The 16,431-nt window shown below is 42.9% G+C and carries 19 protein-coding genes, 1 pseudogene and 1 riboswitch; of the genes and pseudogenes, 6 read left to right on the top strand and 14 right to left on the bottom strand.

Annotated elements, in window-relative coordinates; genetic code table 11:
• Positions 1–79 precede the first annotated feature (79 nt).
• On the bottom strand, positions 80–274 hold the full coding sequence (locus tag GNE05_RS07345; RefSeq protein WP_014304905.1) for a hypothetical protein: 195 nt from the start codon (positions 272–274) through the stop codon (positions 80–82).
• Positions 275–437: 163 nt separating this feature from the next.
• Between GNE05_RS07345 and GNE05_RS07340 the strand changes: the two genes are divergently transcribed.
• Positions 438–623: a YkvS family protein gene (locus GNE05_RS07340; RefSeq protein WP_003154669.1), complete on the top strand. Its 186-nt coding sequence runs from the start codon at positions 438–440 to the stop codon at positions 621–623.
• Between the two features lie 72 nt (positions 624–695).
• Here GNE05_RS07340 and GNE05_RS07335 read toward each other — a convergent pair whose 3' ends face one another.
• The 6 genes and pseudogenes from GNE05_RS07335 to GNE05_RS07310 form a co-directional block, all read right to left on the bottom strand.
• Positions 696–971, bottom strand: coding sequence for a DUF3219 family protein (locus tag GNE05_RS07335; RefSeq protein WP_014304904.1), 276 nt, complete (start codon positions 969–971; stop codon positions 696–698).
• Between the two features lie 707 nt (positions 972–1,678).
• The gene (locus tag GNE05_RS07330; RefSeq protein WP_160182623.1) at positions 1,679–2,614 is read right to left on the bottom strand and encodes a glycosyl hydrolase family 18 protein; all 936 of its coding nucleotides are present in this window, start codon (positions 2,612–2,614) and stop codon (positions 1,679–1,681) included.
• A gap of 97 nt (positions 2,615–2,711) precedes the next feature.
• On the bottom strand, positions 2,712–2,939 hold the full coding sequence (locus tag GNE05_RS07325) for a LysM peptidoglycan-binding domain-containing protein (RefSeq protein ID WP_039062980.1): 228 nt from the start codon (positions 2,937–2,939) through the stop codon (positions 2,712–2,714).
• Positions 2,940–2,954: 15 nt separating this feature from the next.
• Positions 2,955–4,154 carry a spore protein YkvP gene (gene ykvP / locus GNE05_RS07320; RefSeq protein WP_032871328.1) on the bottom strand — a complete coding sequence of 400 codons (1,200 nt, stop codon included), beginning with the start codon at positions 4,152–4,154 and terminating at the stop codon, positions 2,955–2,957.
• 316 nt (positions 4,155–4,470) lie between these two features.
• Positions 4,471–4,683 (bottom strand): annotated as a pseudogene (locus tag GNE05_RS07315) (preQ(1) synthase); the annotation flags it as partial.
• 135 nt (positions 4,684–4,818) lie between these two features.
• A complete protein-coding gene (locus GNE05_RS07310) occupies positions 4,819–5,565 on the bottom strand; it encodes an SDR family NAD(P)-dependent oxidoreductase (RefSeq protein ID WP_012117420.1) in 747 nt (248 codons plus the stop codon).
• A 168-nt stretch (positions 5,566–5,733) separates the two neighbouring features.
• Between GNE05_RS07310 and GNE05_RS07305 the strand changes: the two genes are divergently transcribed.
• Together GNE05_RS07305 and GNE05_RS07300 are read left to right on the top strand one after the other, a co-directional pair.
• Positions 5,734–6,090, top strand: coding sequence for a winged helix-turn-helix transcriptional regulator (locus GNE05_RS07305; RefSeq protein ID WP_160182622.1), 357 nt, complete (start codon positions 5,734–5,736; stop codon positions 6,088–6,090).
• Complete coding sequence (locus GNE05_RS07300) at positions 6,087–6,329, top strand: hypothetical protein (protein ID WP_160182621.1); 243 nt, start codon at positions 6,087–6,089, stop codon at positions 6,327–6,329. The genes GNE05_RS07305 and GNE05_RS07300 overlap by 4 nt, the downstream gene beginning before the upstream one ends.
• 345 nt (positions 6,330–6,674) lie before the next feature.
• On the opposite strand, the gene queF is transcribed toward GNE05_RS07300, so the two are convergent.
• From queF to GNE05_RS07270, 6 genes are all read right to left on the bottom strand, one after another.
• Positions 6,675–7,169 carry a preQ(1) synthase gene (queF, locus tag GNE05_RS07295; RefSeq protein ID WP_160182620.1) on the bottom strand — a complete coding sequence of 165 codons (495 nt, stop codon included), beginning with the start codon at positions 7,167–7,169 and terminating at the stop codon, positions 6,675–6,677.
• 17 nt (positions 7,170–7,186) lie between these two features.
• Positions 7,187–7,918 carry a 7-carboxy-7-deazaguanine synthase QueE gene (gene queE / locus GNE05_RS07290; protein ID WP_003154676.1) on the bottom strand — a complete coding sequence of 244 codons (732 nt, stop codon included), beginning with the start codon at positions 7,916–7,918 and terminating at the stop codon, positions 7,187–7,189.
• Positions 7,911–8,351 carry a 6-carboxytetrahydropterin synthase QueD gene (gene queD / locus GNE05_RS07285; protein WP_014417585.1) on the bottom strand — a complete coding sequence of 147 codons (441 nt, stop codon included), beginning with the start codon at positions 8,349–8,351 and terminating at the stop codon, positions 7,911–7,913. Before queD ends, queE begins: the two co-directional genes overlap by 8 nt.
• Positions 8,352–9,011 carry a 7-cyano-7-deazaguanine synthase QueC gene (queC, locus tag GNE05_RS07280; RefSeq protein WP_022553432.1) on the bottom strand — a complete coding sequence of 220 codons (660 nt, stop codon included), beginning with the start codon at positions 9,009–9,011 and terminating at the stop codon, positions 8,352–8,354. It abuts the gene before it with no gap.
• A gap of 96 nt (positions 9,012–9,107) precedes the next feature.
• Positions 9,108–9,152, bottom strand: a riboswitch (PreQ1 riboswitch).
• 108 nt (positions 9,153–9,260) lie between these two features.
• Positions 9,261–10,382: a hypothetical protein gene (locus GNE05_RS07275; protein ID WP_160182619.1), complete on the bottom strand. Its 1,122-nt coding sequence runs from the start codon at positions 10,380–10,382 to the stop codon at positions 9,261–9,263.
• 97 nt (positions 10,383–10,479) lie between these two features.
• Positions 10,480–11,517, bottom strand: coding sequence for a YkvI family membrane protein (locus GNE05_RS07270; RefSeq protein WP_017417655.1), 1,038 nt, complete (start codon positions 11,515–11,517; stop codon positions 10,480–10,482).
• Between the two features lie 400 nt (positions 11,518–11,917).
• Here GNE05_RS07270 and clpE point away from each other — a divergent pair, with 400 nt between their 5' ends.
• The 3 genes from clpE to motB all read left to right on the top strand — a co-directional run bounded on the left by clpE (position 11,918) and on the right by motB (position 15,756).
• Positions 11,918–14,014 carry an ATP-dependent protease ATP-binding subunit ClpE gene (clpE, locus tag GNE05_RS07265; protein ID WP_160182618.1) on the top strand — a complete coding sequence of 699 codons (2,097 nt, stop codon included), beginning with the start codon at positions 11,918–11,920 and terminating at the stop codon, positions 14,012–14,014.
• Positions 14,015–14,183: 169 nt separating this feature from the next.
• Entirely contained in the window at positions 14,184–14,999 is an 816-nt protein-coding gene (motA, locus tag GNE05_RS07260) for a flagellar motor stator protein MotA (protein WP_007408461.1), read from the top strand.
• A complete protein-coding gene (motB, locus tag GNE05_RS07255; RefSeq protein ID WP_017417652.1) occupies positions 14,971–15,756 on the top strand; it encodes a flagellar motor protein MotB in 786 nt (261 codons plus the stop codon). Before motA ends, motB begins: the two co-directional genes overlap by 29 nt.
• A gap of 35 nt (positions 15,757–15,791) precedes the next feature.
• Here the strand turns inward: motB and GNE05_RS07250 are convergent, their stop codons facing one another.
• Entirely contained in the window at positions 15,792–16,238 is a 447-nt protein-coding gene (locus tag GNE05_RS07250) for a MarR family transcriptional regulator MhqR (protein WP_003154686.1), read from the bottom strand.
• Between the last annotated feature and the right edge of the window lie 193 nt (positions 16,239–16,431).

The raw sequence follows: 16,431 nt of genomic DNA, 5'->3' as shown, positions 1-16,431 counted from the left end.
CATTTTGTTTACATCTGTTACAGCCAGATGAAATGAGAAACTGAAACCAAAAAAAAGACTCCTCAAGTGCGAGGAGCCGTCAGCTTCTTGGCTGTTCTAAATACTGAAATATAACATCCCCGCCCTGCTGGGCAATACCGCGGAAATGCTTAAAATCTTCCTGCTTCGACAAAACCGCTCGAAATGCAAGAAAATGTTCTTTCTGCACCCTGAATTCTTTGATTTCACCGGTGCGCATTTGGTTGATACGTTCTGAAATTTCCTCAGGCAGCAACGAATACAGCCTCCTTTTCTCGGCTTTTTCCCGAAAAACAATATACCATCTTTCCCCCGCCGGGACAATGATTGAGCGGGCTGATACCCATATCGCTTTACTTCTTAAAGAAAATACTGCAAAATATTTTCAAACAGGATTTATGATAAAGGAGAGGAAGCTCGTGAAAATTGCTAAGGTTGGAAACGTCATTGAATTTAAAAACGGATTAACCGGTATTGTTGAAAAAGTAAATGAAAACTCCGTCATCGTTGATGTAACCATCATGGATAATTATCGTGACCTTGAATTAGATTCCCTCACTGTCGTCAACCATAAGAATTATAAAATCATCAGAGACTCCTATTAAACCCCCCGAACAATCCGAACCATTTACATATCCCGCACAAAAGCTGCCGCCCGGCAGCTTTTTCAAATGAATTCAGATCTCGGTCATTTCTACAAAAAAATCACCTGTCTCATCTTTATTGTAAAGATTAGTGACGGATGTATAGTAGTTGGTTATTTTACCGCGGAATTCAAGTCCACGCTCGGGCGCCTTGATGTCAAATGTTTTTTCATACAAAAGGACGGCAATATCATGATACGTTTCAGATGTCACCTTCAATACGAATGAAATCATGCGGCCGTTTTTGCCCGCACTTTCTTTACAATCATACATTTTCAGCCTTACACCGTTTAACTCTAACGGCTCCATAACGAACACTCCTTCTTTTTACAGGACATGCTATCATGCTGACCATTCCTTTACAATTGATCCGCTCCGAATGAGAAAAAACAGCGCAGGCCTTTACAAACATACGTTCCCTATTTTATAATGAAACAGACGAGCTGCCATCCAGCATCCCGTCTTTTCATTAGAAAGCGGCGAGTGGAATTCCCCCCGGATTCGCTCGTCTTTTTTATGTAAAACCCCCTCATTTCTGAGGAGAAACTATATGGTCGATTATCAATAAGTCATGGTTCTCCACGTACCTTGGCGCCTTGAATTTCCCCATCCTTTAATGAGAGTGGTCAATCAATTCTCATCATGTTTTTTAGATAAACCAGCATCCATCCAGGAAGTATATGAGGTAAGTTTTTAAAGTTCTAGTTATTCGTGCGCTTCCATATCGAGCCTGAACAATTCTGAATGAAATGCAATAATCCCGCTATCAAGGCAGCGTGTGTATGACATAAATCATGGAAGCAGAATAAATTCAAGTCATCCGTAATTACTTGAAATGCGTTCTATAACATAACTTTGAATGTGTATTTCAAGGCCTCGTATAGAACATTTCGGGACAAGGGTCTATGGAATGCCCTCACTGTTTTACCCGCACTCGTAATAAACACCTTTCAGTATGTCCAAGATTTAGAGATTCATTGCAATTATCTTCGAATTTTGCTTTGAACTATAAATCATTATATATTTTTAAACACTGTATTCCAGACTGACGCATCCTCTTGTCCAAGACTCCAGCTGCCAAGACCTTTCAGATTATATTTTTGAGCGAGTTTTATTTTTGCTCTGAGTGACTGTTCATTTTCAAACCATAATGTATATGTTCCCGAAGGCAACAGCCCCTTGTTATCGTGATTGACAGTAAAAATAGCTTTTGGAGATTGACTCTTTGTGTCAAAAATAATTGTCCCGTTATGCCTGTTTACTAATGAGTCAACAAGGTAAAGGGGAATGGCTTGAGAGGCAGATTGGCCTTTCATCCAACAGCGGCCATAGAATGGCAATCCTAAAACTAGTTTTTTAGGAGAGATTTTTTGGGTCAGAGCATATTGAATGGACTTTTCCACCCATCCTACACTTGCAGTAGGTCCAGCAAGGTGGCTTTCATCGTAGGCCATAATCATAAGGTAATCTGCATATTTAGCTAAATACTCGTAATCATATGATCCGTGCCAGCCCTTCGTCCAGCCAAAAGGATTTGCCGCCACTGCAACTGATACTTCTTTATGTCTAGGAATACTTTTCCTTACCAATCTAACAAAATCTGTAAATAAATTCCGATCTTTTTCTGTAAGGTTTTCTATATCGATATTAACTCCGTCCAAATCCAGTTCTTCTATTGCATGAGAAATTTGTTTAGCTAAAAGAACTCGGTTCATTAATGAAAATCGTCCCAAATCCTGATCCCAATGATTGCTTAGAAAAGGAACTACTTTTAATTTTCTTCTATGAAGAGCTTTAATCACATCGGGATTAGCTGAACGGAGAAGTAATGATCCATCTTTTCTGATATAGAAAAAATCAGGAGACACAACATTTAATACTCCGTTCGTTTGATCAACGTGTTGAATAAAATCCCATCCTAATCCAGAATAGAAATAGCTCATTTGAAACATCTCATAACCCCTTCATCCCCAAAAATATCAAGTTCCCCACCAAATAAAAAAATGAGGATTGTCATTTCAATTTGATTCGTTTCCGAAACCTCAAAGATTATCTTTCTCTTATCTTTATAATTTGTCCAGGATAAATTCTATCTGAAGAAAGCTTATTAAGATTCATAAGTTGTTGTACCGGGATATTGAAGGATTTAGAAATCGTCCATAATGTATCGCCGGATTCCACATGATATACTTCGTATGTCACGGGAAATTCCATATAACGAGGCGTTCTTTTTACTTTATTCGCTTGATTTCTTATTTTAGGTATTTTCCCCTTCATTCATATTACTCTCCTTTAGAAAAATTTGTTATCAATATTTCTAAACAGTTTCTCTCTAATCTTAATGATTTGTCCAGCATATATTTGATCTGATTTGAAATGATTAAGCTCCATGAGCTGCTGCAGGGAAACATTATACTTCCTGGCAATTATTGATAATGTTTCACCGGGAGTAACATGATGGATCACGTATTTTTCTTTGAGAACATCTACATAATGAATGGTTTCCCCTAAGTTTCTTATAATTCCTCTGCTTTTTAGCACCTCAAGCATTCTCTCGGCTCTATGCAGATAGGAATCATTCTTTACAGCCTTTTTACCGTTTATCTGAATCTTTTTTCTCTCGCTATCATGATTCAAATAGTATTTAACCTTTTCCAATGTTTCTTTTGGGGAGGAAGAAACGATGAGATCGCGGCCAGGTTTGAATTTACCTCGAACTGCTGGTGTATCCGATGTCAATAAAACCCCCCCGGAACCAAGAATCTCATAGGTGCGTTGCGTAAGTTGGCTTTCACAGTTTTGCAAACCGATAACGACTTTTGCTGAACTGTAGACTTTATATGCTTCAGTATAATCAAGGTATCCATGGATCCAATTGCGGGGAATTTCTCTTCCTATATATTTACTCATTTTTTCCCAGTTTCTCCCCCAAAAATCAATGCGAATACCCTTCCGTATAAGAGGACGAATAAGCGTTTTTAAAGAGGACGAACGGAACACTTCCGGATGTTCTTCAAGAAAATTAGGGTAAGCATTAGCCACCACTGCTATATCACAACTGTATTTTGCTAATGGTTTAATCTGGTGATGTATACTTTCGTGAAATGCAAAGTCTAAGTGAGCTGCTTTAATCCCCATGCTTTCATAAGTTTTACACAGAGAAGGCGTAACCGTGAAAACAAAATCTGGTTTCACCTTTTTAATTAACGGGATAGTAAAGTTTTGAGTGTGCAGCGGGTCTTCAGTTGCCCAATAAACGAGAGGGATATTCACCTTTTTAGTAGCGTTGCGAATCCAGGCCTGCTTTTCCCTTGAATGCTCTGGTGTCCATCCCATAGATACTATTAGATCTGGTTTAAATTCGTCTATCATTTCAGTGATATTTTCCCGACTTACAGGACCGGAAATCATTACGGTATGTCCTGCTTCCCTAAACCCATTTGGTAAACCATAGAGCCACATGGGATGACTCTCGAGGAAAAGAATTTTCACACATTTTCGCCCTCTCTTTCACTTTTTAATGTCTGCTTTATTGGTATGTAGAAGAGAAATAATTTGTCGCGGTACCAGTCTATAAAAAATGTTCAAGTGCAAGATAACGTGATTGGATATGGATGCCCCACAAAAAAAGAAAACAATCTACAACATATTTTCCTTTGATTTTGTTAGCCTTTCTGCCAAAATACTTTCGTTAATAAATTGTTTTTGTGCTTAAAAGAAAAAGACGTACACATTTGTACGTCTTACATTACCTCTGCAATAGCAATTTATTTGCATAAAAGTCATAATAGGCACGCTTTTATAGTGATTAACGATTATCAATCGTCTCCGGATACAAATCATGATTCATCATGCGGTACTCGGCCATTTTCTCATATTTCGTGCCAGGTTTTCCGTAGTTTGTGTACGGGTCAATGGAAATTCCGCCTATTGGCGTGAATTTGCCCCATACTTCGATGTAGCGCGGGTCCATTAACTCAATCAAGTCATTCATGATGATATTCATGCAGTCCTCGTGGAAGAAAAGGCAGGTCAAAGTCTTGTCCCATAGTACTTGCTCTAGACATTAATCATGAAGTCACACCAATTTCACACCTTACCAAACGATTGATTTTAACCTTTTTTGGGGACTATTTGTAATCTCTGCGCAGTGAAATTATACCTGTGCTAGCCCGCCATCTACGAACAATTCAACACCCGTCAAGTAACTGCTTTCGTCTGAAGCAAGGAAAGATACAGCGTTTGCTACTTCTTCAGGTGTCCCAACTTTTCCAGCTGGAACAGTATTTCTGGTATTTTCCATTGCTCCTTCAAGTGCATCACCAAAAAGCTCATCGTATGCAGGTGTAAGAATAACTCCTGGACTTACCACATTTACACGAATTTCAGTACCTTTTAGGTCAAGAATCCAGTTGCGAACTAGTGCTCTTAATGCTGCTTTAGATGCTCCATATACACTAAACGCTGGGTTGCCAATTGATCCAGCAGTAGAGCCCGTTACAATAATAGAACCTACTTTGTCCGGGAATAGTGATAACGCTTTTTGAACAGTAAAGATGGTTCCTTTCACGTTAATGTCGAACGTTCTATCAACCTGCTCTTCAGTAATTTCACCTAATGGAAGGAAGTTGCCGGTGCCTGCATTAGCAAAAAGAATGTCCAACTTACCTTTTTCCTGCTTTATCATGTCATATAGTTTGTCTAAGTCTTCAAGCTTAGAAATATCACCTTGAACACCGGTTACGTTCTTGCCAATTTGGTTAACAGCTTTATCAAGTTCGTTTTGTCTACGTCCCGTGATATAAACATATGCACCTTCGTTTACAAATTTTTGTGCTGCAGCAAGACCAATCCCACTTGTTCCACCCGTTACAAGCGCTATTTTACCTTCAAATTTACCCATACTTAACACTCCTTTAGAATTGATTTTATTTTATGTCTAGTACCTTTAAGTACTTGAAGAACAACTTACAAGATATAGTATCCTTCAGTAAGCACATTATCGGAAGTACCCACTTTTTTGTGATATAGTAACTAAAAAGTAATAAATGTGGAATGGAGAGCTTTAGACATGAAAAAATTTAGCTGTGGGTTTGAAGTGACAAAGGAAGTTATTGGCGGAAAATGGAAAGGCCTTGTATTATACTTTTTAATGAATGAATCAAAGAGAACGAGTGAATTAAAGCGCATGATCCCAAATATAACTCAGAAAATGCTGATTCAAACACTTAGAGAGCTTGAAGCCAGTGGACTTGTGAGCAGAAAGATGTATAATCAAGTACCGCCGAAGGTTGAATATTCATCCACTGAACTTGGAGAATCTCTTAAACCTATCTTGCAGGAGCTCTGTCAATGGGGAAGCCATTATGCGGAGCAAGAGTATGCAGAAGGTGAATATGAAATTGTACAACCAGAACAACTAAAGTGAGGATTGATGCAGCTGCTGAAGTAAATGCTAAACAACTTCAATACCATCACCTAACAGATGAAGAACAGTCAGAAATAAATGAGATATTCAATTTTGAAAGTGAAGTTCTAATAAGAAGTGTCACGGACTATATTCAGGAAAACTTTGATGAAATTCAAAAAAGAGCTGTTTCAATTGTTAAAGAGAAGGTTCAGAAACTTAGCCAAAAAATAAATGAAGATATTGATAATAATATTTAATGCCTATGATCTCTAGATAGGCATTTTTTCTTTTCGGATAAAAAAGAAAAGACGTACAAATTGTACGCCTTAATCTGCTTCTGTACTATCAATTTTTCACTGCATAAAAGTCACAGTTCAGGTTGCACCTCATGTCACACTTTTTAATACAATTCCCAAGAGTAGAGCCATTTTCAGGTGTGACTTTTCCCACTTTTAGTGTGACCGGGTCACACTTTTATTGAGCTTAGTGCGGGTCACACTTCGCTGTGACTCGGTCACAATTCCGCTGAAAATCAGCACTGAATGTTCGGATTTTACTGTGACTCCACTTCGGGTCACACTCCGTATCACACAACGGAATAATTACCGATTATCAATCGTCTCCGGGTACATATCATGATTCATCATCCGATGTTCGGCCATTTTTTCATATTTTGTTCCCGGTCGGCCGTAGTTTGTATACGGGTCAATCGAGATTCCGCCTCTAGGCGTGAATTTGCCCCATACTTCAATGTAGCGGGGGTCCATTAATTCGATCAAATCATTCATGATGATGTTCATGCAGTCCTCGTGGAAATCTCCGTGGTTGCGGAAGCTGAAAAGATACAGCTTCAGCGATTTGCTTTCCACCATTTTTTCGTCCGGAATATAGCTGATGTAGATGGTTGCAAAATCCGGCTGTCCCGTTTTGGGGCAAAGCGACGTAAATTCCGGGCAGTTGAATTTAACGAAATAATCACGGTTCACGTGTTTATTCGGAAATGATTCCAAAACCTCCGGCGCATATTCAAATAAATAGTTTGTCCCTTGATTCCCCAGGAGCGTAACTCCTTCTAATTCTGATTCTTTTCTTATCATATAAATCTCCCTTTCTATTAAACTCCCCGTTTATTGCCCCAAAGCAATGTATGCAGCTGAGGCAGGACTCTGACGAGATTCAGATCCGAATCGGCTGAAACCTTATCAACGAGTGTTTCGTATTTTCCGAGCAGATGTGCGATCAATGCCCGGTCGTCCGTCGTATGGACGTTATCGTTTCCGACCTGAAGATAAAACGGGATATTCGGATACCGCTTGTGCACGGTTTTCGCAAATTGCAGATCTTCATCATTAAAAATGACGACCTTTAAGCTGACCGCGTTAAGCCTTTCTGCCGCATCAAGCGAAGACACAATGTGATCGAGCTTTGCAAAATCGGTTGTCATCCCCGAACTTGGCGGCTTCGGTGAAATCGTCAGGTCGTTAATCATTGTGAACCAATCCTGATAGACCGTTCCCTGCGTTTCTAAAGCGGCGCGCACCCCGTGCTCTTTCAGCAGCAGAATCAGCGCGTCAAGCTGCTTTAACAGCGCCGGGTTTCCTCCTGAGATGGTGACATGGGAAAAGGCGTCTCCGCCGATTTCTCTCAGCTCGCGGTAAATGTCTTCCGCCGTCATCCAGCGGATATCTTTTTTGGCTGAGCCGTCCCATGTAAAAGCGGAGTCGCACCAGCTGCAGGAGTAGTCGCAGCCCGCCGTGCGGACAAACATGGTTTTCTGGCCGATAACCATGCCCTCCCCTTGTATCGTCGGTCCGAAAATTTCTAAAACCGGAATTCCTTTAGCCATTCCTATCACCTTTTTTCGGGCGGTATACGCAATAGCTTGTCGGGGTTTCCCTGACAAAAATCTGCACGCAGACCGGCTGATTCTCCAGTGTTTCGAGGTAGGACTGCACCTTATCGTAAATCGTTTTGGCCACGACCTCGGTCGTCGGCAGTGAATATCTGTCATCATCAGAAAATTCCTCATGGTCATTCAGCAATGTATGGTCATAAGCGCCGTGCACCAATTTCTTCAGCACGCTGAAATTCACGAGAAAGCCTGAATCGTCCAGTTCATCCCCCGCAACTGTAATATTTACTGTATACGTGTGCCCGTGGACTCTGCTGCACGCTCCGGCGCTTTCGCGGGGAATAAAGTGCGCGGCTGAAATGTGCATGTCCTTATTCAACTCAAACGAATAAGGATGCTGAACCTGCGGGTAAATTTGAGAAAGCAATTAGTTCCGCTCTCCTTTCAGTTTCATATATTCATCATATCCTTTATTGCGGAGCAGGCATGCCGGGCATTCGCCGCATCCGTCCGCAATGATGCCGTTATAGCAAGTCAGTGTGTTATTCTTTACAAAATCAAGCGCGCCGAGCTCATCCGCAAGTTTCCACGTTTCTGCTTTGTTCAGCCACATAAGCGGCGTATGAATGACGAACGGCTTTTCCATCGCCAAGTTGACGGTGACATTGCAGGATTTGACAAACTCGTCACGGCAGTCCGGGTAGCCGCTGAAATCAGTCTCGCAAACACCGGTGATAATGTGGCGCGCGCCGATTTGATACGCAAGAATCGAAGCAAAGGATAAAAACACGAGGTTTCGTCCCGGCACAAAGGTTGTCGGCAGTTCCCCGTCCTTCGCTTCAATTTCAATATCATCTCTTGTCAGCGCATTCGGCGCAAGCTGATTTAAAAGAGACATATCAAGCAAGTGGTTTTTGACACCGAGCTTTTCGGCAATCGATTTTGCCACATCGATTTCTTCTTGGTGACGCTGATTATAATGGAATGTAACGGTTTCCACTTCTTCAAAGTTTTGCAAAGCCCATAATAAACAAGTCGTGCTGTCTTGGCCTCCGCTGAACACCACAACCGCTTTTTCTTTTTTCATGTCTTTCTCTCCCTTATCTATCATTCCATAAAAAAAGCGCCTTTTTCGGAGAAGGCGCCCTAAAAAACATAAAAAAACCGTATCCAAGGATACAGCTCGTCCTTAGTTTTTTATAGAGGGTGTAGCTAGAACCTCTCCCGCATTAATACGGATTTTCTTCTTTTTTCACTTTTGCTATCATACCATAATGTTGTTTCCCGTGACAATAAAAAAACAGCCTGAACCCTGTGTCAGGCTGCAAAAGCGGGTTTAAGCCCCGCGTTTCTTCCCCGGAAATACCATCAGCGCAATCCCGATCAGAACAAATAAAGCAGGCCAGAAAACAGAAACCGGAATGATCGGCTGATACGTCATCATAAAGCAAAGTGCTGTCAAGGTCAGCACCGCAACCGGAATGAGCAGCGCCTTCTGTTTCCCGCCGAACAGCCACAGCTCAAATAAACCGAATGCCGTTGCCAACAGGTAAACAGGCCATGTCCCATCGGAGTAGGACCAATTGGTTGCCGTTTCAAAGACAAACAAGATCCCCGTAATCAATAAGATGCCGCCCGGTACGAGAAGCCCCGCGTTTTTGACAGGTTTCGGGCCGAAAATCGGAATGTGAAAAGCGGCGCCCAGCAACAGAATGAGAGCGGGCCAGCCGCGTTCGCTGATGACTTCATTTGCATTGGTGAATATGCCGAAAATGCCCGCGGCGCACAGAACCGCCGCAGCAGTCAAAAGCCCTCTTTGCCTTCTGCCGAACAGCCAGGCTTCAAACAGCCCGAATGCAACGGCAAAGAGGTAGACAGGCGATGTCACATTTGCGTATGTCCAATCCGTCAGCGTTTCAAACCATAACAAGCCGCCCGTCACAAGCAAAATGCCGCCCGGAATAAGAAGGCCCGATCTTTTTTTCGGCTGCATAAAGGCAGCGGCGTGAAACAAAAGCGCGGCTGCGATGATCAAAAGCGGCCACAGCCCCGGCATCAGCATACCGGCAAAGCATAGTGCTCCCACGGCAGTCAGGATGAAAGCAGGAATCAATACACCTAACTTCCTCCCGCCGAAATACCACAGCTCAAACAGACCGAGAGCAGGCGCCCATATATAAACAGGCCACGTCACGCCTGAATACGTCCATCCCGTTGCGGTCTCAAAACAAAACAGGCAGCCCAGCACAAGAAACATACCGCCCGGAACGAGCAGTCCCGCCTGTTCAGTCGTTTTTTTCGCAAAAATAAATCCGGCGTGAAATCCTGCGGACATTATAATGAAAAGAAACGGCCACGCCGAACCTGCGGATATATGTATAACTCCCGCCTTCTGTAAAAAAAATACAATGCCGATACAAATAAAAATAAATCCCAATAATACACGTCGAGCTTTCATCTCTTACTCCTCCCCATCATTTCCCAATTCATTATACAGAAATGTCAGGAAAAAAGAAGGGGAATTCCCAAAAAATACAGACATTTTCCTTATATCCTTATTTTTCTTTCGGGATTTTTTTGCAAATCAATGCGCCGATAAAAGCGAGGCTCACATATCCAAACACCGGGTAAACGGTGGAAATCAGCTGTCCGTAGCCGATTTGGCTGATAATGAAAGCAAACGCCAAAATGCCGCCGTAAATATATGTACTTTTTATATGAAGAAAACTGTTTAATTGTTTTTCCAATCCGTATAGATTGCCGATGACTGACGTAAACACTTCCCCGAAAATAATAAACAAATAAATGATATGAAGCGAACGCGAATACGAATAGACAACTTGAGCCATCGGAATGTCAAACTCCAGCACATCCGGCAGCACCGATAATGATAAAAAGCTCGCGGCAAGCACCAGTGTCAAAAGAACACCGCCTAAATAAGCCCCCTTTCTGATCACCTTCTCTGAAGACATTTCGTTCGCAAGCGGCACAAGGACGGCTTGGGCGAGCGATAAATTTAACGCGCCGTAAGAGACGGCGGACAAAAGCCAATTCCACTTGTCAGGCCATACCCATTCGTCCGCGTTTCTCGTGCTTGTAAATACAAATGAATCAGCTGTCACGATAAAAGAGAAAGAAATTAAAAGCGGCACAACCAATATATTGACGCCGAACACACCTTTAACACCGCTTGTCATGACGGCAAAGCTCAGTACGATCGTCAAAAGGATCCCCGCTTGTGCGGACCATCCAAGCTGTTCATGAAACAGCGCCCCCGCTCCGGACAGCATGACAGAGGTCACTCCCAGCAATATAAACATCATAAACATGTTTACGGCACGGCCGATGGACTGGCCGAATAAATATGTGTTCAATTCCTGATAAGATGCTGCATGAATCCGTTTGGAAATGATCATGATTTTGGCGCCTAAATATGTAAACATCAGACCGCTTACCACGATACCGAACAGACCGATCCAGCCGAACTTCAGAAAAAACTCAACGATTTCCCGTCCCGTGGCAAAACCGGCTCCTACAACCGTGCCTACGTATACAAATGCAAGCTGACTTGCAGAACCTTTTGTTTGTCCCATTTCACCCTCCGGCTAAGCGCAGATTTGTCCAGGCCTTTATATATGCTTATGAGACAAGTCTCCCGAAAAGACGAACAAATCGTCCTTCCCCGGAGAAAACAGATTCAGCTCTCTCCTCTAAGCAAAAATATTGAAAGAAAAAAAGGGCGGCGTATACTCTTCATCAAGAAAGGTCAAATCATTCCATTTCCTTTCTGACTATATTGGTCAAAAATAATCAAACCTCACGAATATCACTTATCATGCTGTAAACATTTATTTTTCGGGGTTTGAAACAAAATACTTGAAAGTCAAAGAAGGTCAGAGTATACTAATAATCAAAGAAGGTCAAAGTTTCGGCCTTATTTTCTAATCCATTTGGTCAAAGATGATCAAACATTTTTCGAGGAGGTTTTGGCAAATGCGTTGTCAACATTGTCAGAAAAACGAGGCGACGATTCGCCTGAACATGCAAGTCAATTCCATTCAAAAACAATTCGTTTTATGTGAAACATGTTATACAGAATTAACCCGAAAACCGTCTATGAGCATGGGGCCGCAATCATTCGGATTCCCGTTTGAGCAAGGTTTCGCTCCCAATCAAAATAAACAGCAGTCCGGCCCTGAAAAAGGCCTGCTCGACGAGCTCGCTCAAAACGTCACAAACGGCGCAAAAGCAGGTCTGATTGACCCTGTGATCGGCCGCGATAATGAAGTGGCGCGCGTAATTGAAATTTTGAACCGCCGGAATAAAAACAATCCGGTGCTGATCGGTGAACCGGGCGTCGGTAAAACGGCTATTGCAGAAGGCCTCGCGCTTAAAATCGCTGAAGGCGATGTGCCGAACAAATTGAAAAACAAAGAGCTTTACCTGCTTGACGTCGCTTCTCTCGTCGCCAATACAGGGATCAGAGGCCAGTTTGAAGAAAGAATGAAACAATTAATGAACGAATTAAAAGAACGGAAAAACGTCATCTTGTTCATTGATGAGATTCACCTTCTCGTAGGCGCCGGCTCTGCCGAGGGATCAATGGATGCCGGGAACATCCTGAAACCGGCGCTTGCCAGAGGCGAGCTGCAGGTCATCGGGGCGACAACGCTGAAAGAGTACCGCCAGATTGAAAAAGATGCGGCGCTTGAAAGACGCTTCCAGCCTGTCATGGTTCACGAGCCTACAATAGAACAAGCCATCAGCATTCTGGAAGGCATTAAAGATAAATATGAGAAATACCACGGCGTCACATTCAGCAATGAAGCGATAAACGCCTGTGTTACGCTTTCATCCCGTTACATTCAGGACCGCCGCCTGCCGGATAAAGCGATCGACTTATTAGATGAAGCCGGCTCTAAGGCGAACCTGGAGCTTGATACCGTAAATGAAGAAGATGCGGCTGAGAGACTCAAAGCAATTGACGCGGAGAAAACAAAAGCGCTTCATGAAGAAAATTATGAGCTTGCCGCGAAACTGCGTGATGAAGAAGCGGCGTTGGAAAAACAGCTGGCGCATGAAACACCGGCCTCTTCACCTGAAATCGGGGCGGAGCATATTCAAGCCATCATTGAACAGAAAACAGGCATTCCGGTCGGAAAACTCCAGGCTGATGAACAAGTCAAAATGAAGGAACTTGAAGAACATCTTCATCAGCGCGTCATCGGTCAGGAAAAAGCCGTGAAAAAAGTGGCGAAAGCGGTCAGACGAAGCCGCGCCGGCTTAAAATCCAAAAACAGACCTGTCGGCTCCTTCCTCTTTGTCGGACCGACCGGAGTCGGAAAAACCGAGTTATCAAAGACACTCGCAGATGAACTGTTCGGTACAAAAGATTCCATTATCCGTCTCGATATGAGTGAATACATGGAAAAACACGCCGTATCAAAAATCATCGGTTCACCGCCGGGATATGTCGGACACGATGAAGCCGGTCAATTAACGGAAAAAGTGCGCCGCAATCCGTACAGCATCGTGCTGCTCGATGAGATTGAAAAAGCCCACCCTGATGTCCAGCATATGTTTCTGCAGATTATGGAGGACGGCCGTCTGACAGACAGCCAGGGCAGAACGGTCAGCTTCAAAGATACCGTTTTGATTATGACAAGCAACGCTGGAACCGGCGAAAAACAGGTGAAAGTCGGATTCCAATCTGAAGAGAGCGTCCTGGAAGAACAAACGCTGATTGATTCACTGAGCGCGTTCTTCAAACCGGAGTTTTTAAACCGATTTGACAGCATTATTGAATTCCAATCCCTGAAAAAAGAACATCTCGTGAAAATCGTCAGCCTGCTTCTCACAGAGCTTGAAGACACATTAAAAGAGCGCGGCATCAGCCTGAGCGTCACCGATGATGCGAAAGAAAAAATCGCTGAAATCGGCTACCACCCCGCTTTCGGAGCACGCCCGCTCAGAAGAACCATCCAAGAATTGATCGAGGACGAAATGACAGATCTCTTATTGGATGACAACGAAATAAAAGCCTTCCATGTCGTAATGGAAGAGGACGGCATCAAAGTCCGGGCACAATAAGAAAAAAGCGGTCCCCTCCTTTCGGGGAGCCGCTTTTTTGTTTCTTTCTCCATGCCGGAAGGGAGAAACTGTGAAGAATTCGGGAACAATTTCTCAATCACCCTAAAGTTCCATGCACTGCCACCGATATTAACCATAGAAAGCTAGTATAAAGGATTTGGTGAAAACTATGGATAAAACATCGATTATCGGTATCATCCTCGCCTTGATTGCTTTAAGCGTGGGCATGGTGCTGAAAGGGGTCAGCTTAAGCGCACTCGCTAACCCGGCAGCTATTCTGATTATTTTGTTCGGTACGATTTCTGCGGTGATCATCGCATTCCCCGGAAAAGAAATCAAAAAAGTGCCTGCCCTTTTTAAAGTGCTGTTTAAAGAAAACAAACAGCTGACAATTGCGCAATTAATTCCTATGTTCTCTCAATGGGCGCAAATCGCCAGACGTGAAGGTCTGCTCGCATTGGAAGCAAGCATTGAAGACGTGGATGACGCATTTTTGAAAAACGGCCTGAGCATGGCGGTTGACGGACAAAGCGCAGAATTTATCAGAGATATTATGACTGAGGAAGTTGAAGCGATGGAAGACAGACACCAGGCCGGCGCAGCCATCTTTACACAAGCCGGCACATATGCGCCGACACTCGGCGTTTTGGGTGCGGTCATCGGCCTTATCGCCGCTCTTTCCAACATGAACAATACCGAGGCGCTCGGACATGCCATCAGTGCGGCGTTTGTCGCCACCCTTCTCGGGATTTTCACAGGATATGTACTATGGCATCCCTTCGCCAACAAACTGAAACGCAAATCAAAGCAGGAAGTCAAACTGCGTGAAATCATGATCGAAGGCGTTCTGTCAGTGCTTGAAGGACAGGCCCCGAAAGTGATCGAACAAAAACTTCTCATGTATCTTCCTGCGAATGAACGCGCAAAAGTCGCTGAACAAGAAGGAGAGGCAAACAATGGCGAGAAAAAAGAAGAAGAAGCATGATGACGAGCATGTGGATGAGTCTTGGCTGATCCCGTACGCGGATTTGCTCACCCTTCTTTTGGCTCTGTTCATTGTATTGTTCGCCATGAGCTCGGTCGATGCGGCGAAATTCCAAATGCTGTCTAAATCATTTAACGCCGTGTTTACCGGAGGCACGGGTGTTCTTGAATATTCAAGCCTCACCCCTCCTGAAAACGAAAAAGACGGCGTTGATCAGTTAAAAAAAGACAAGGAAAAAGATAAAGAACAGAAAAAGAAAGAAAGAGAAGCAGCCGACCGCGAAGAACTTGAAGGCGTGCAAAAGCAAGTCAATCAATTTATAAAAAATAAAAAGCTTGAAACTCAGCTTGAAACAAAGCTGACTAAAGAAGGACTCTTAATTACGATTAAAGACAGTATCTTTTTTGATTCCGGACGGGCGGATATCCGTCAGGAAGATATTCCGCTTGCCAAGGAAATCTCGAATCTCCTTGTGCTGAATCCGCCGAGGAACATTATCATCAGCGGACATACGGACAATGTACCGATTAAAAACTCACAATATCAATCTAACTGGCATTTAAGCGTCATGCGGGCCGTCAACTTCATGGCTATTCTGACAGAAAACCCGAAACTTGACGCAAAAGTTTTCAGCGCCAAAGGTTTCGGAGAGTATAAACCGGCCGTGTCGAACAAAACCGCTGAAGGGCGCAGCAAAAACAGGCGCGTCGAGGTATTGATACAGCCTAGAAACGCCGCGACTGACCAAAATCAGTAATATAAAAAAGGAAGCCTTTCAAATGGCTTCCTTTTTTATTTCTGATGAAAATGTTTAGCGTTTAATCCCACTCTTTTCAGCATTTCCGTACACATTTCTATCTCTTCATCACTCAGCACACTGATCATTTCTTTAATTTCTTCAGCATGATCAGGGAAAATATCGTCCAAAAGACGGATTCCCTTTTCAGAAATCTGTGCGAAAGTCACTCTCCTGTCAGTCGGCGAGGCTTTTCTGATGAGAAGTTCTTTTTTCTCTAATTTGTCAACAACGTATGTAATACTTCCGCTCGCTAATAAAATTTTGTCGCCGATCTGCTGAAGCGGCTGGTTGCCTTTGTGGTACAGCAGCTCAAGCACCGCAAATTCCGTCGGGTTCAGGCCGTGCTTATGAATATGTTTATTCATATGGTCGTTAATAGATCGGTACGCACGTGACAGTACAATAAATAATTTCAATGAGTTTTCTGTTTTATCCGTCATACATTCAATCATCCTTTTACAAAAGAAACCGTTACAGAGAAACATTAATAAACAAAATGAAAAATGTCAACAAAAATGTTTCCAAAATTTCTCTTCTTTTTGTCTGACCTTAATAAAATAATTTGTTTTTCTATCATTTTGGTTATTTTTTCTTATTAAAGAAGTATAAAAATGATATAATACCTCTATTCAA

This window comes from Bacillus sp. AM1(2019), from assembly GCF_009906915.1.
GTDB classification, from domain to species: domain Bacteria; phylum Bacillota; class Bacilli; order Bacillales; family Bacillaceae; genus Bacillus; species Bacillus velezensis.
The sequence above is the reverse complement of the archived record's forward strand: the minus strand, read 5'-3'. Positions and strand labels throughout refer to the sequence as shown.

Bases quoted from the DNA above. Each gene is read 5' to 3' on its own strand.
- GNE05_RS07275 (WP_160182619.1), bottom strand. From the start codon at position 10,382: ATGAAAGCTCGACGTGTATTATTGGGATTTATTTTTATTTGTATCGGC.
- GNE05_RS07305 (WP_160182622.1), top strand. From the start codon at position 5,734: ATGAAAAAATTTAGCTGTGGGTTTGAAGTGACAAAGGAAGTTATTGGC.
- GNE05_RS07270 (WP_017417655.1), bottom strand. From the start codon at position 11,517: ATGGGACAAACAAAAGGTTCTGCAAGTCAGCTTGCATTTGTATACGTA.
- clpE (WP_160182618.1), top strand. From the start codon at position 11,918: ATGCGTTGTCAACATTGTCAGAAAAACGAGGCGACGATTCGCCTGAAC.
- queF (WP_160182620.1), bottom strand. From the start codon at position 7,169: ATGATAAGAAAAGAATCAGAATTAGAAGGAGTTACGCTCCTGGGGAAT.
- GNE05_RS07335 (WP_014304904.1), bottom strand. From the start codon at position 971: ATGGAGCCGTTAGAGTTAAACGGTGTAAGGCTGAAAATGTATGATTGT.
- GNE05_RS07330 (WP_160182623.1), bottom strand. From the start codon at position 2,614: ATGTTTCAAATGAGCTATTTCTATTCTGGATTAGGATGGGATTTTATT.
- GNE05_RS07250 (WP_003154686.1), bottom strand. From the start codon at position 16,238: ATGACGGATAAAACAGAAAACTCATTGAAATTATTTATTGTACTGTCA.
- GNE05_RS07325 (WP_039062980.1), bottom strand. From the start codon at position 2,939: ATGAAGGGGAAAATACCTAAAATAAGAAATCAAGCGAATAAAGTAAAA.
- motA (WP_007408461.1), top strand. From the start codon at position 14,184: ATGGATAAAACATCGATTATCGGTATCATCCTCGCCTTGATTGCTTTA.
- queC (WP_022553432.1), bottom strand. From the start codon at position 9,011: ATGAAAAAAGAAAAAGCGGTTGTGGTGTTCAGCGGAGGCCAAGACAGC.
- GNE05_RS07310 (WP_012117420.1), bottom strand. From the start codon at position 5,565: ATGGGTAAATTTGAAGGTAAAATAGCGCTTGTAACGGGTGGAACAAGT.
- motB (WP_017417652.1), top strand. From the start codon at position 14,971: ATGGCGAGAAAAAAGAAGAAGAAGCATGATGACGAGCATGTGGATGAG.
- queE (WP_003154676.1), bottom strand. From the start codon at position 7,918: ATGGCTAAAGGAATTCCGGTTTTAGAAATTTTCGGACCGACGATACAA.